General features: G+C 61.0%; 12 protein-coding genes. 8 read left to right on the forward strand and 4 right to left on the reverse strand.

Going from position 1 to position 14,010, the window contains the following annotated elements:
• Nucleotides 1–50: 50 nt before the first annotated feature.
• The 8 genes from ACA051_RS27205 to ACA051_RS27240 all read left to right on the forward strand — a co-directional run bounded on the left by ACA051_RS27205 (nucleotide 51) and on the right by ACA051_RS27240 (nucleotide 9,393).
• Nucleotides 51–1,991, forward strand: a complete 1,941-nt coding sequence (locus tag ACA051_RS27205) for a putative nucleotidyltransferase substrate binding domain-containing protein (protein ID WP_497310672.1) — start codon at nucleotides 51–53, stop codon at nucleotides 1,989–1,991.
• A complete protein-coding gene (locus tag ACA051_RS27210) occupies nucleotides 1,988–2,695 on the forward strand; it encodes a 3'-5' exonuclease (protein WP_497372593.1) in 708 nt (235 codons plus the stop codon). The genes ACA051_RS27205 and ACA051_RS27210 overlap by 4 nt, the downstream gene beginning before the upstream one ends.
• A 236-nt stretch (nucleotides 2,696–2,931) precedes the next feature.
• Nucleotides 2,932–3,450, forward strand: a complete 519-nt coding sequence (locus ACA051_RS27215) for an RNA polymerase sigma factor (RefSeq protein ID WP_497372595.1) — start codon at nucleotides 2,932–2,934, stop codon at nucleotides 3,448–3,450.
• Nucleotides 3,447–4,421, forward strand: a complete 975-nt coding sequence (locus tag ACA051_RS27220; protein ID WP_497372597.1) for a FecR domain-containing protein — start codon at nucleotides 3,447–3,449, stop codon at nucleotides 4,419–4,421. Before ACA051_RS27215 ends, ACA051_RS27220 begins: the two co-directional genes overlap by 4 nt.
• A gap of 248 nt (nucleotides 4,422–4,669) precedes the next feature.
• Nucleotides 4,670–7,096 carry a TonB-dependent siderophore receptor gene (locus ACA051_RS27225; protein ID WP_497372599.1) on the forward strand — a complete coding sequence of 809 codons (2,427 nt, stop codon included), beginning with the start codon at nucleotides 4,670–4,672 and terminating at the stop codon, nucleotides 7,094–7,096.
• 71 nt (nucleotides 7,097–7,167) lie between these two features.
• Nucleotides 7,168–8,298, forward strand: a complete 1,131-nt coding sequence (locus ACA051_RS27230) for a PepSY-associated TM helix domain-containing protein (RefSeq protein ID WP_497305971.1) — start codon at nucleotides 7,168–7,170, stop codon at nucleotides 8,296–8,298.
• Nucleotides 8,295–8,474 (forward strand): hypothetical protein, encoded by a 180-nt coding sequence (locus ACA051_RS27235; protein ID WP_497305973.1) that lies wholly within the window; start codon nucleotides 8,295–8,297, stop codon nucleotides 8,472–8,474. Before ACA051_RS27230 ends, ACA051_RS27235 begins: the two co-directional genes overlap by 4 nt.
• A 289-nt stretch (nucleotides 8,475–8,763) precedes the next feature.
• Nucleotides 8,764–9,393, forward strand: coding sequence for a glutathione S-transferase (locus ACA051_RS27240; RefSeq protein ID WP_497372601.1), 630 nt, complete (start codon nucleotides 8,764–8,766; stop codon nucleotides 9,391–9,393).
• 211 nt (nucleotides 9,394–9,604) lie between these two features.
• Here the strand turns inward: ACA051_RS27240 and creD are convergent, their stop codons facing one another.
• The 4 genes from creD to rloA2 form a co-directional block, all read right to left on the reverse strand.
• Nucleotides 9,605–10,975 carry a cell envelope integrity protein CreD gene (gene creD, locus ACA051_RS27245; RefSeq protein ID WP_497372603.1) on the reverse strand — a complete coding sequence of 457 codons (1,371 nt, stop codon included), beginning with the start codon at nucleotides 10,973–10,975 and terminating at the stop codon, nucleotides 9,605–9,607.
• Nucleotides 10,976–11,176: 201 nt separating this feature from the next.
• The gene (creC, locus tag ACA051_RS27250) at nucleotides 11,177–12,595 is read right to left on the reverse strand and encodes a two-component system sensor histidine kinase CreC (RefSeq protein ID WP_497372605.1); all 1,419 of its coding nucleotides are present in this window, start codon (nucleotides 12,593–12,595) and stop codon (nucleotides 11,177–11,179) included.
• Nucleotides 12,595–13,275: a two-component system response regulator CreB gene (creB, locus tag ACA051_RS27255; protein ID WP_497305980.1), complete on the reverse strand. Its 681-nt coding sequence runs from the start codon at nucleotides 13,273–13,275 to the stop codon at nucleotides 12,595–12,597. Before creB ends, creC begins: the two co-directional genes overlap by 1 nt.
• Before the next feature lie 59 nt (nucleotides 13,276–13,334).
• A complete protein-coding gene (rloA2, locus tag ACA051_RS27260) occupies nucleotides 13,335–13,841 on the reverse strand; it encodes a retropepsin-like aspartic peptidase RloA2 (protein WP_497305982.1) in 507 nt (168 codons plus the stop codon).
• Nucleotides 13,842–14,010 lie beyond the last annotated feature (169 nt).

Consider the following 14,010-nt stretch of genomic DNA (forward strand, 5'->3'; position numbering starts at 1 on the left):
CGACCATGGCTGAGTCATCCGACAACAACAATTCAAAAAAGACTGCGGTAATGGTTATGAGTAAAGAGGACGCCTTTACACAGGCAGGGAAGACCGCGGTGTTGCAGAACATCCAGGGCACTTTGCAATTCCTTCAGCGCTTCCCGCCCTTCAATCAGATGGAACACGCCCACCTGGCGTACCTGGTTGAACAATGTCAGCTGCGTTTTTATGCGCCCGGCGAGAGCATCATCAAACCGGCCGATGGACCGGTTGAGCATTTCTACATCGTCAAACAAGGCCGGGTCGTGGGTGAACGCCCGCATACGTCCAAGGACGGCACCGAAACCACCTTCGAAATCGCCACCGGCGAGTGTTTCCCCCTCGCCGCGCTGCTGGGTGAGCGTGCGACCCGCACCGAACACCTGGCGGCCGAAGACACCTTTTGCCTGCAGCTGAACAAGCTGGCGTTCATCAAACTGTTCGCACTTTCCACCACGTTTCGCGACTTTGCCCTGCGCGGTGTCAGCAGCCTGCTGGATCAGGTCAATCAGCAAGTCCAGCAAAAAGCCGTGGAAACCCTCGGCACTCAATATTCGCTGAACACGCGCCTGGGCGAATTGGCCATGCGCCATCCGGTGACCTGCAGCCCCGCCACGCCATTGCGTGAAGCCGTGACCCTGATGCATGAGCAACAGGTCGGCAGCATCGTGATTGTCGACGAGCAAAAAGCCCCGCTGGGCATTTTCACCCTGCGCGACCTACGCCATGTGGTGGCCGACGGCACTGACGACTTCAACGAAGCGATCGAACGCCACATGACCCAGGCGCCGTTTTTCCTGTCGCCGGACCACAGCGCCTTCGATGCGGCGATCGCCATGACCGAGCGCCACATCGCCCACGTCTGCCTGGTGAAAGACCATCGATTGTGTGGCGTGGTGTCCGAGCGGGATCTGTTTTCACTGCAACGGGTCGACCTGGTGCATCTGGCGCGGACCATTCGCAGCGCGCAGAAACTGGAAAACCTGGTGGCGATGCGCGGCGAGATCGGTCAACTGGTCGAGCGCATGCTCGCGCACGGTGCCTCTTCGACCCAGATCACCCACATCATCACCTTGCTCAACGATCACACCGTGTGCCGGGTGATCGAACTGACCCTCGCCGAGAAAGGTGACCCCGGCATTCCGTTCAGCTGGTTGTGCTTCGGCAGCGAAGGCCGTCGTGAACAGACGCTGCACACCGATCAGGACAACGGCATTCTGTTCGAAGCCCGGGACGCGGCGCATGCCGCCGAAATTCGCGGCAAATTACTGCCCATTGCCCAGCAGATCAACCAAAGCCTGGCGCTCTGCGGCTTCACGCTGTGCAAGGGCAACATCATGGCCGGCAACCCCGAACTGTGTTTGTCCCGGGCCGAATGGGCGCGGCGTTTTGCGGCATTTATTCGCGACGCGACGCCGGAGAACCTGCTGGGATCGAGCATTTATTTCGACCTGCGCGTGGTCTGGGGCGACGAGCAAGGCTGCGAGCAGCTGCGTCAGGGCATTCTCGATCAAGTGAATGACAACCGGCTGTTCCAGCGGATGATGGCCGAAAACGCCTTGCGCAACCGTCCACCGGTAGGACGTTTCCGTGAGTTCGTGCTCGCGCGCAAGAATGGCGAGAAAGCCACGCTGGATCTGAAGGTCCAAGGACTGACGCCTTTCGTTGACGGCGCTCGATTGCTGGCCCTGGCCCATGGCATCGAGTCCAACAATACCCTGGAGCGCTTTCGCGAATTGGTGGCCAAAGAGGTCATTGAACGGCTGGACGGCGCCGCGTATGAAGAGGCCTACCACTTCATCCAGCAAACCCGCATGCAGCAACATCAACTACAGACCCGAGAGAACTTGCCCTACTCCAACCGGGTCGATCCGGACAGCCTCAATCATCTGGACCGCCGGATCCTGCGTGAATCCCTGCGCCAGGCTCAACGCCTGCAAAGCAGCCTGGCGCTGCGGTATCAGCTATGAGTCTGTTTTCATGGCTGCGCCCGGCAGGCCCAAGCCTGACCGGTGAACTGCAACAGCGTCTGCAACGCTTGCCCTCGGCGGCAGATCTGAGTGAATGCAGCCTGCGCGAGCAGCGCTGGGTCGTGCTCGACCTGGAAACCACCGGGCTGAACCTGAACAAGGACCGGGTGCTGTCCATCGGCGCGATGGTGATCGAAGACGGGGCGATCGATTTCAGCCAGCAGTTCGAACGCACGCTGCAATGCGCCGATATGAAAGTGGGGCCCAGCGTGTTGATTCATGGTCTGGGGCCTAGCGCGATTGCCGCTGGCAGCGATCCGGCTCAAGCCCTGGTCGAATTCATGGAGTTCGTCGCAGACAGCCCGGTGCTGGCGTTTCATGCGCCGTTCGATCAACACATGCTTGGGCGTTCGCTGAAAGATCATTTAGGTTACAAATTGCAGCATCCGTTCCTGGATGTGGCGGACATCGCACCGTTGCTGTGTCCTCAGGCGCACATTCGCGATGCCGGGCTGGATGAGTGGATCGACTGGTTCAAGCTGGAGGTTTTCGAACGGCACAACGCCAGCGCGGATGCCTTGGCCACGGCGGAGCTGGCGTTGATTCTGTTCAGCCGCGCTCGGCAGCAGCAGATACATAGCCCGTTGAATTTGCAGCAGCGGGTGAGTCAGTGGAAACGCAGGCAGCGGGCGCCGTCCTTCTAAATCTGCGGCGCCTGTTCTGACGCCTTCGCGGGCAAGCCTCGCTCCTACAGGTTTTGTGTCGATCTGTGGAACGACGACATCCTGAGCGAGGCTTGCCCGCGAAGAACGATAACGCGGTCCAACTGAAGCCCCGCATCAAAAACCACCTGACCAGTGGCCAATTGCTTACCTCCCCCGCCTCTGCCACAATCGCGAACAATTCTCGTTAGTTAACATTTCCCAATCGGTGATGCTGCGTGTCGTCAGTCCAAAGCCCCCAAAGTGAGCTCGTTGGTGCGTTATATCGCGACCATCGCGGTTGGCTATTGGCTTGGCTGCGACGCAATGTGGCCTGCCCGCAACGGGCCGAGGACCTGAGTCAGGACACCTTCGTGCGCTTGCTGGGCCGTGACGAGCTGAAGGAGCCTCGCGAACCGCGGGCGTTTCTGGTGGCGATCGCCAAGGGCCTGCTGTTCGACTATTTCCGTCGCGCAGCGCTGGAACAGGCCTACCTCACCGAATTGATGCTGATCCCCGAAGGCGAACAACCGTCGGTGGAAGAACAGCAGTTGATCCTCGAAGACCTGAAAAACATCGACCGCCTGCTCGGCAAGCTTTCAAGCAAGGCTCGAGCGGCGTTTCTCTATAACCGTCTCGACGGCCTCGGCCATGCGCAAATCGCCGAGCGCCTGGGTGTGTCGGTGCCCCGGGTTCGCCAATACCTGGCCCAAGGCATTCGTCAGTGCTACATCGCGCTGTACGGTGAGCCGGTATGAGCCCGGCCAGTTCCAAACCGGTGTCGGCCCACGTGCTCGACGCCGCGATTGCCTGGCAATTGTCCCTGGATTCCGGCAGCCCGGTGGAGCGTGAAGAATTCGCCAAATGGCACGCCGCACACGAGGAACACGCTCGGGCCTGGCGCCAGTTGGGCATGCTCGACCAGCGTTTCAGCGTCGCCAGCGGTCCTGCGCGCACGGCGTTATTGCAATCGCGCGAAAGCATCCGCCGACGGGTACGCACGCTCGGCAGTGGCCTGGCCAGCATCGTTGCAGTGATCGGCCTGGCGCTGTTCGTCGGTGATCGTTATCTGCCCATCGACTATTGGCTCGCAGACCAGCGCACCGCCACCGGCGAGCAGCGCACCCTGCGTCTGACCGACGGCACGCTGCTCAACCTCAACACCCACAGCGCGGTGGATGTGCGCTTCGATGAGAAACAGCGACTGATCATCCTTCAGGAAGGGGAAATCCTCGTCGAAACCGGTCACGGCGATGCCCGGCCGTTTATCGTCGAAACCCGCGAGGGCAGCCTGCGCGCGCTGGGCACGCGATTCCTGGTCAAGCGCGAGGACGACGGCACGCGGCTGAGCGTGTTGCAGTCCGCGGTGGCGGCCCATCCGCAGTCGAGCCCTGAAGAACAGATCCTGCGTGAAGGCCAGCAAGTGCTGATGCGCAGCAATGGCCTGGGGCCCATCGTCGCGCTGAACCTCGGCGCCGATGCCTGGACCCGCGGCATGCTGGTGGTGGACAACACACGACTGGAAGACCTGGTGCACGAACTCGGTCGATATCGACGCGGGCATTTGGGTGTTGCGCCGGAGGTGGCTGACCTGCGGATCACCGGCAGCTTCCCGCTGCACGACACCGACAAGGCCCTGAGCGCCCTGCTGCCGACCCTGCCGGTGCAGATCGAACAGCAAACGCCGTGGTGGGTGACGGTGGCGGCAAAAACGGAGGCCAAGCCCTGAGCGATGTTGCGCCTGATCGGCCGCCTTCGCGGGCAAGCCTCGCTCCTACAGGATGTCATCGCTCCACAGATCGACACAAAACCTGTAGGAGCGAGGCTTGCCCGCGAAGAGGCCCTCAACAACAGCACACATCTCGACTCAGCCCCCTCACTTACTGAATCGAAATTATTTTCATCCAGCCCTATCACTTTTGAATTCTCGTTCGGCACCTAGGCAATTGAGAAATATTTCCATTCAGGAGCCGCTGTATGTCCCGTTCGCTAGACACCTTGTTGCGCCCCAGCTTGCTGGCCTTCGCCATTGCCCTTTGCGCCCCGCTGGCCAGCAGTCCGCTGATTGCTGCTGAACAGGCGTCCAGCGTTCGCGCCTACAACCTGCCGGCCGCGCCATTGGCCAGCACGCTGAACCAGATCGCCAGCCAGGCGGGCCTCGCGCTGTCGTTGAACCCATCGCTGGCCGCGGGCAAGACCTCCGCCCCGGTCAAGGGTCAGTTCGACGCGGCCGGCGCCCTGCGTGAAGCCCTGCGCGGGTCCGGTCTGCAATTGGAACAAAGCAACGCCGGCACCTACAGCCTGATCGCCATTCCCGAGGGCACGCTGGCCCTGCCGGAAACCGCCGTCATCGGCGTCGAAAATACTGAAAGCGCCTGGGGCCCGGTGGAAGGCTACGTCGCCACGCGCACCGCCGCTGGCACCAAGACCGACACCGCGCTGGTCGAAGCGCCGCGCTCGATTTCGATCGCCACCCGCCAGCAAATGGACGATCGCAATGTGCAGAACCTCGATGACGCCGTGCGCTACATGCCCGGCATCGTCGCCAGCAGCTACGGCAGCGACACCCGCGCCGACTGGCTGCGGGTCCGGGGTTTTGAACCGACCCAGTTCCTCGACGGCCTGCCTCTGCCGAAAGGCACCTACGCCAACCCGAAACAGGAAACCTGGAACCTCGATCGCCTCGCCCTGTTGCGCGGCCCGGCGTCGTCGGTCTACGGCCAGACCCCGCCGGGTGGCTTGCTGGACATGGTCAGCCGCCGTCCAACCGCGCAAGACAGTCACGAGATCCAGCTGCAATACGGCAGCGATAACCAGCGTCAGATCAACTTCGCCAGCACCGGCAAGATCGATGACGAAGGTCAGTTCCTCTATAGCCTGAGCGGCGTGGTGCGCGACAGCGGCACGCAGATCGACCACGTCGATAACAAGCGCTACAACATCGCGCCGAGCCTGACCTGGAACATCGACGAAGACACCCGGTTCACCCTGCTTACGCAATTCACCCGCGACGATACCGGCATCACCAGCCAGTTCCTGCCGGTGCAGGGCACCAAGATCGACATGCCGTTCGGCAAGGTTTCCCATCACAAGAACCTCGGCGACCCGGACTGGGAATACTACGACCGCACCTACTATGCGCTGGGCTATGCGTTCGAACATCGCTTGAACGACGTCTGGCAGTTCAAGCAGAACCTGCGTTACACCAAAACCGATCTGTCGTTTCAGGGGCTCACTGTCGGCTCGTATCCATTCACCCAGGTGGATGACGAAGGCAACGTCGGGCGCACCAGCACCATCGTCGATGAAGACATCAGCCAGTTCGCCGTGGATAACAATTTCCAGGCAGACTTCGCCACCGGCGATGTCCGTCACACGCTGCTGCTGGGGCTCGACCACCAGCGCAGCAACACCAACTACACCTCGATTTTCGGCGACGGACTGACCACCAACGTCAACAACCCGATCTATGGCCAGCCAATCGTTCGTCCGCCGCGCTCCACTGCGTTCTACGACTACAACCAGAAGACCTACCAGACCGGCCTGTACGTGCAGGACCAGATGGCCCTCGACCAATGGCGCCTGACCGTCGGCGGACGTGAGGATTGGGTCCACACCAGCACCGAGTTCTTCAACAAGGGCGACGCCACCAACACCCAGCGCGACAAGAACTTCAGCGGCAACGCGGCGATCAGCTATGTGTTTGACTCCGGCTTTGTGCCCTACCTGTCTTACGCCGAATCCTTCCAACCCACCACCGGCGCATCGGCCTCCAGCACCGAATCGTTCAAGCCGACCGAAGGCAAGCAGTGGGAATTGGGCATCAAGTATCAACCACCGGGCAGCAACACCCTGCTCAGCGCGGCGGTGTATGACCTGACCCAGAAAAATGTCTCGGTCACCACCACCGTCGGCGCCACGCCGATCACCAGCCAGACCGGCGAAGTGAAGGTCAAGGGTCTGGAGCTGGAAGCGGTGTCCGACGTCACCGAAAACCTGAAAATCATTGCCGCCTACACCCTGGCCAAATCCGAAGTGCAAAAAGGCGACAACAAAGGCAATCGCCTGCAACTGATGCCTAACCAACAGGCTTCGCTGTGGGCCGATTACACCTGGCACGCCGGCGTGCTGGACGGCTTCGGTATGGGTGCCGGCGCTCGTTACACCGGCAACACCTACGGCGACCAGGCCAACACCTGGCTGGGCAAGGCGAATGCCTACACCGTGTTCGACGCGGCGGTCCATTACGACCTCGGCCGTCTGGACAACAGCCTGAAAGGCGCGTCGCTGGCACTTAACGCCACCAACCTGCTGGACAAGGACTACATCTCCACCTGTGACAGTTTCTACTGCTACTACGGTGACCAGCGCAGCGTCGTCGCCAGTGCAACTTACAAGTGGTAATTGCCTGAGCCGAAGCTCCAAGACCCAAGCCTTCCTTCGAGTACGGCTTGGGTATTTCTGAAGGCCGTCAAATGAAAAGCAAAACTATTCGCCGCTGGTCGTTCATCCACACCTGGACCAGCCTGATCAGCACCGTGTTCCTGCTGATGCTGGCACTGACTGGCCTGCCGTTGATCTTTCACCACGAGATCGACCACTTGCTGGGCGATGCCGCCGAGTTGAAGCAGATGCCGGCGGACACTCCGCAGCTGAATTTGCAGCAGTTGGTGCAAGCGGCTGAAAAACATCGCCCCGGCGAAGTCATGCAATATTTCGGCTTTGAGGAAGAAGAGCCCAACGCGGCGATCGCCATCATGGCGGCCACCGCCGGTACCGAACCCAATTCGTCACACACTTTCATGCTCGACGCCCGCACCGGCGAAGCGCTGGAAATGCCGTCGGCCAACGGCGGTTTCATGATGGTGATGCTGCGCCTGCACGTGGACATGTTCGCCGGTCTGCCAGGCAAATTGCTGCTGGCGTTCATGGGGCTGATGTTTGTCGTGGCCATTATTTCCGGGACGGTGCTGTACCTGCCGTTCATGCGCCGCTTGAAATTCGCCACCGTGCGCCAGGACAAATCCACCCGCCTGCGCTGGCTCGACCTGCATAACCTGATCGGCGTGGTCACCCTGACTTGGGCACTGGTGGTCGGGGTGACCGGCGTGATCAGTGCCTGCGCCGACCTGCTAATCGCCGCCTGGCGCAACGACGCCCTGAGCGCGATGATCGCGCCGTACCGCGACGCGCCGCCCTTGACGCAATTGGCGCCCGCGACCCGTTTGCTCGACATCGCCAAGGAAGTCGCGCCGGGCATGCAACCCGACTTCATTGCCTTCCCCGGCACGCGGTTTTCCAGCGAACACCATTACGCCGTGTTCATGAAGGGCAGCACCCACCTGACGTCGCACCTGCTGACCCCGGTGTTGATCGACGCCAGTACCCTGCAAGTCACGGCAGTGGCCGAACGACCGTGGTACATGGACGCCATGGGCATGTCGCAACCTCTGCACTTTGGTGATTACGGCGGCATGCCGATGAAAATCCTCTGGGCGACCCTGGATGGGCTGACCATCGTCGTGCTCGGCAGCGGGGTTTATCTGTGGGTGGTGCGGCGCAAGGCGGCGAAACCTGCCCTCGAGCAAGCGGAGGCTCAAGCATGAGGCCGCGACAGTCGAGCTTCTGGAAGGTTTTCGCCACGCCCACCGTTATTGCCCTGCTCAGTGCCGCGGGGTTGTTCGCCGCGTTGCTGGGCGATGGCGTGTGGGATGCCTTGAGCTGGCTCGGCCTGGGCGTCCCCGCCTTCCTGGCGCTGCGCGGCGTTCTGCAACGCCGCTGATTTGAATTGATTGGAGGATTCCTGTAGCAGCTGCCGAGCCTGCGAGGCTGCGTCCGGCTGCGCAGCAGTCGCAAATCCTGAAACCCTGATGTTGCGTTTGCCGGGCTGCTGATCTTTTGTGGGAGCGAGCCTGCTCGCGATGGGATCGCAGCGGTCACTCAGGCAGACCGAGGTGATCCCATCGCGAGCAGGCTCGCTCGCACAGGTTTCAATCCTTGACGTTTGTCATCTTGAGCAATCGGATCAACGCGCTATGCTGCCCAGCACTGCCCAACACCGAGACGTTGCCATGTCCGCCCCCAGCATGACCCTGTTCCACAATTCGTTATCGCCCTTCGTTCGCAAAGTCATGGTGCTGTTGCACGAAACCGGTCAGACCGACCGCGTGGCGCTGCAAGACTGCGTGCTCACGCCGGTGAGCCCGGACCAGGCGCTCAACCAAGACAACCCACTGGGCAAGATCCCGGCCCTGCGCCTGGCCGACGGCAACGTCATCCATGACAGCCGGGTGATCCTCGATTACCTCGATCATCAACACGTCGGCAACCCGCTGATCCCCCGCGACGGTTCGGCCCGCTGGCGGCGCCTGACCCTGGCCTCCCTGGCCGACGGGATCATGGACGCTTCGGTAATGGTTCGGTATGAAGTGGCCCTGCGCACCCCGGAGAAACAGTGGGACGAATGGCTCGATGGCCAGCGCGACAAGATTCGTCGCGCGCTGGCGCTGTTGGAGAAGGATGCGATTGCCGAGCTGACCAGCCATTTTGATGTGGCGGCAATCAGTGTGGCGTGTGCGTTGGGTTACCTCGACTTGCGCCATCCGGATTTGCAATGGCGCGAGTCGAACCCGCAGCTGGCGGCCTGGTATTTCGAGGTGAGTCAGCGGCCTTCGATGGTGGCGACGACGCCGAAGGTTTAGATTTTCGCTGGCTGTCAGGGCCTCTTCGCGAGCAAGCCCGCTCCCACACTGGATCTATGTCGTTGCAAAAATGCAGTGACGAATACAAAACCAATGTGGGAGCGGGCTTGCTCGCGAATGCACCACACCGGATCTAACGGAAACAACCCGTGAATCAGCGTCACCAACACCTCCCCCTCCCGCTGATCCTCACGCAACCCAAGCGACCGGCTCATTCCACCGCTCCAAGATCAAACGCCAACGGCTTGGCCGGCTTTTGCCCGATCCCGTACCAATCCAGCTTGCGGGTCAGCACCATGAACACGCCGAGCAAGCCGAACAGCAACAAGGAGCCCATCAACAGCGCGTAATCCTCGGCACTCAACAAGCCGTAGAGCAAGCCATACAACGCCGCCAAACCCGCCGAAAAGCTCAAGCCGTGACGCACGCTGCGCAGCACATGGCAGACATAGAACCCGATCAGCAACACGCAGCCGCCGGCCGACAACAGATAGGCCAGGGCAAAACCGATGTGCTCCGACAGCGACAGCAGCAACAGGTAAAAGAACGCCAGCGCCACGCCCACCAATGCATATTGCACCGGGTGCACCGCCAGGCTTTTCAGCACTTCGAAGAGAAAGAAGCCGGCGAAGGTCAGCACGATGAACAGCAGCGCATATTTGATCGCTCGGTCGCTCTTGAGGTACTGGTCCACCGGATCGATGAAACTCACGCCAAAACTGCGGCCGTTGTACGCCTCGCAACCACCACCGGACACGCAACTGCTCAGCGCTTCCTGCAGGTTGGTGGAGAAAAACGAGGTCTGCCAATTGGCGGTAAAACCCTGGTCAGTCACTTCACGCTGGGCCGGCAGATAATTGCCAATGAAGCTTGGGTGCGGCCAGTTGGCACTCAGCGAAACTTTGCTGGTCTTGCCCACCGGAAGGATCTGCAACTGACCGGTGCCTTGCAGCCGCAAGTCGAAACCGAAGGTCAATTGCGTGGCTTGCTTGATATCCAGCGCCGGCAACGTCACGTGTACACCTTCGCCTAACCAGCCCACCTGGGTCCCCGGAACAAAGTCCAGGCGCTGGTCATTGAGTTCGAGTTTCAGGGCGTTTTCGATGCCACGAATGTCGCTGATACCGACGGCCAGAAACGGCTGATCGAACTGGTAATCGGCAAAGTCTTCCCTGATGCCCAGTTGCGCCGGGACCGAGAAATGCCCGCTGATGCGGTTGTCGGCGTGGAACAGCCGCGCCTCGTAAATGCCTCGGGAGCGCAGCTCGGTCTGCACCTGGCCGTCGAGCTCGAAGCGCTCCGGGAGGAAATACAGACGACCGCGTTCCTCACCGATGTCCTGGTAGCGCTGGTTGGTTTTCTCGTTGAGTTTCCAGGTGCGCACCACTTTGCGATACGGCACCACCATCAGCGGCCCGCTCAGTTGCTGGCTGTAGCTGGAACTGCGGGCAATGTCTTCGAGCACACCGTCGCGCAATTGCTGGCGGTCCTGGATGATGCCGTTGATCATCAGCAACGGGATCAGCAATAACAGAATCAGAAGGGCAATGGCCCCGAGTTTTAGGGTCAGGCTGCGGTTCATGGGACTCTCCCTGTTTGGATGGGGAGAGTCTGAGGTGGGTGTGTGGAGGCTTTGTGGGGGGAATATGGAGATTATGTGGAGACCGGGCTGGCCTCTTCGCGAGCAGGCTCATCCTACAGGGGATCTATGTGTTCACAATTTTGTGTTCACCATAGACCCCCTGTAGGAGTGAGCCTGCTCGCGATGGGCCGCAACTCGGTCCTAAGCCAGGCACAACCTGACTTCCACCCCACCCTCGACATTGCCGATACTCAATGCCCCACCATGCAACTGAACCACTTCTTCCACAAAGTTAAGCCCCAACCCGGTGCTCTTGCGCCCACTGTCCGGGCGCGGCAGCGAGTAGAAACGTTCGCTCAAACGCGGCAACGCATAGTCAGGAATCGACTCGGCCTGGTTGAACAACCTGAACTCGATCTGCTCACCGACCCGCTCGGCGCTGAACCGCAGCAGCCCCTGAGGCGCAGTGAAATCCAAAGCGTTTTCCAGCAGATTCCCCAACGCCTGACGCAACAGGAACGGCTCGCCATGCAGGGTCATATCCGGCGCAATCCGCTGTTCCACGCGCAACTGCTTGCTTTCGATCCGTGCGGCCTGAGCGCTGAGCAACTCATCCACCAAACCCGCCAACGGTATCGCCACCCGCTCTTCCAGCCCTTGGCGCTGTTCAACCTGGGCCAGGTTCAGCAGCCGCTCAATCAACTGCTGCATCCGCACGCTTTCGCTGTCGATGTTGCTCACGAAACGCTGCTGCTGAGCCAACGGCATTTCACCTTGCAGCAACTCCGCTGCACCGCGAATCGCCGCCAATGGGCTTTTCAATTCATGGGTCAGGGTGTGCACATAGCGCTCAACGTAGGCTTTGCCTTCCAGCTGCGTTCGCATCTGCTCCACCGCCGTCGCCAGTTGCTCCAGCTCCCCGCCACGATAATGCGGCACCTCGACGCGCCGCCCTTCGCTGACGGCCTGCGCATAAGCCGTCAACCGCCGCAGCGCCGCGCTCAACCACCACGACAACAGCGCGCCGAACAGCAAGCCCAGGCCGATCAACCCGGCTCCATAGCCGAGCAGTCGACGTTCGGTGCGATCAACGTAAGGCTGCAACGAACTGTTGGGCTTGGCCACGGTGACCACGCCGATGATCTGGCCGTTGTCGCGAATCGGCGCGCCGACGTGCATCACCGAAGAGGTCGCATCGTTCGGATCGCTGCGGGTGGAACGTGCGCCGTATTCACCGCGCAACGTCAGGTACACGTCGTTCCAGCGCGAGTAATCCTGCCCCACCGCCGTGCCACTGGAATCCAGCACGACGATGCCTTTGGCGTCGGTAACGTAGATGCGGTGGTTGACCTGGTTCTTCGGCAAGCCCCAGATGCTTGCCTTCGGCTGCCGCTCGCCATAGGCCTTGAGCAGCTCAGGCCAGCGGTTCTGGTTGAGGGTACCGGCCTTGAAATCGTCGCGCAGGATCTCGGCCATCAGGTTGGCGGTGTCGACCAGGGTTTCTTCTGTGGACTGACGCACGCCGGGGCGGATTTCTTCCATCACGGTGTTGAGCACGAAGTAACCGGTCAGGCCGATAAACAGCACGTAGACCAGGAAGATCCGGATCCCCAACGGCATCAGCTGTGCCCCGGGCTGTAACTGTAACCGAGGCCACGATGGGTCTGGATCGGTTCGGCATCGGCCTTCACCAGACGCAACTTGGCGCGCACGCTTTTGATATGGCTGTCGATGCTGCGCTCGTAACCGGCATCGGCGGCCACGCCCAGTGCATCGAGTAATTGCTCGCGACTGAAGACGCGCTCGGGTTGTTCCAGCAGGCATTGCAGCAGACGGAATTCGTGCCGGGTGAGGCTCAAGGACTGACTGCGATAGCTGATTTGCACGCGTTCGCTGTCGACACGAAACAGCGCCGATGAGGCTTCGGCCACGGGTCGCGGCGCCATGCGCTTGAGAATCGCCCGCACCCGCGCGGCGACTTCCCGGGGGCTGAACGGTTTGACCACGTAGTCGTCGGCGCCGATTTCCAGGCCCACGACGCGGTCGATTTCCGCATCACGGGCGCTGAGAAAGATCACCGGCACGTCGCTGAAACGCCGCAGTTGCTTGCAGGTCTCGAAGCCGCTGATGTCCGGCAGGCCAATGTCGAGAATGATCAGGTCAGCCGGAGTCTGGCGCTGATGCTCCAGCGCCGCCGCGCCGAGGCTCAACCAAGTGGTGGTGAACCCCTCGCCCTGCAACGCGAATATCAGGGTGTCGGCAATCGCCGCTTCGTCTTCGACAATCAGGATATGAGGCATGGCGTCCGAGCCCGGCAGTTAAGTGGGCGAACGGTGCCCCAAGCCTCTCGTTCCGTCAATCAGCAGTCGGGTTTGTCGGCCGTGAAACGCCGCGCCGGGTTCACCGCTGCGCCGAATTCACGCAAGGCCTTGGCACCGATCAACAGCGGATAGTTGAAGCTGCTGCGGTCGGTGAGGTTGACCTCGACGGTGCGCTTGACGTTACCCAGGCACAGTTCCAGATCAACCACCGGGCGCTTGGTGGGCTCGATGGCTTCCTTGTCATCCTCGTCTTCTTCGGAGCGGGTCTTGATCTTGCTGATCCGCGCGACCTTGTGTTCGTAGACCTTGTTGCTCGCGTCTTTGGTGGCGAGGCGGAAACGTACCCACTCGTCGCCGTCGCGGGTGAAGGTTTCGATGTCCTTGGCCGACAGCGATGCCGTCAGGGCACCGGTGTCCATTTTGGCTTTAAGGACTTCGCCGCCGATTTCCGGCAGCGCAATGTATTCGTAACGCCCGTACAGCGTCGGCTCAGCGGCCAGGACCGGCAGGGACACGAGGGAAAGCAGTGCAAGGAGGGATTTCACGTAATGGGCATCCTTTGGGAATTGGGGCGCAGTGGCCGAATTCTAGACCGCAAACAACAACGATAGTTGGACGACCACCTACCTTTGTGGCGAGGGAGCTTGCTCCCGTTCGGCGGCGAAGCCGTCGTAAATCCATTCATCAACCTGATGTTCCTGACAACCCACTTCA

The sequence above is a fragment of the Pseudomonas sp. LBUM1669 genome (assembly GCF_059695705.1).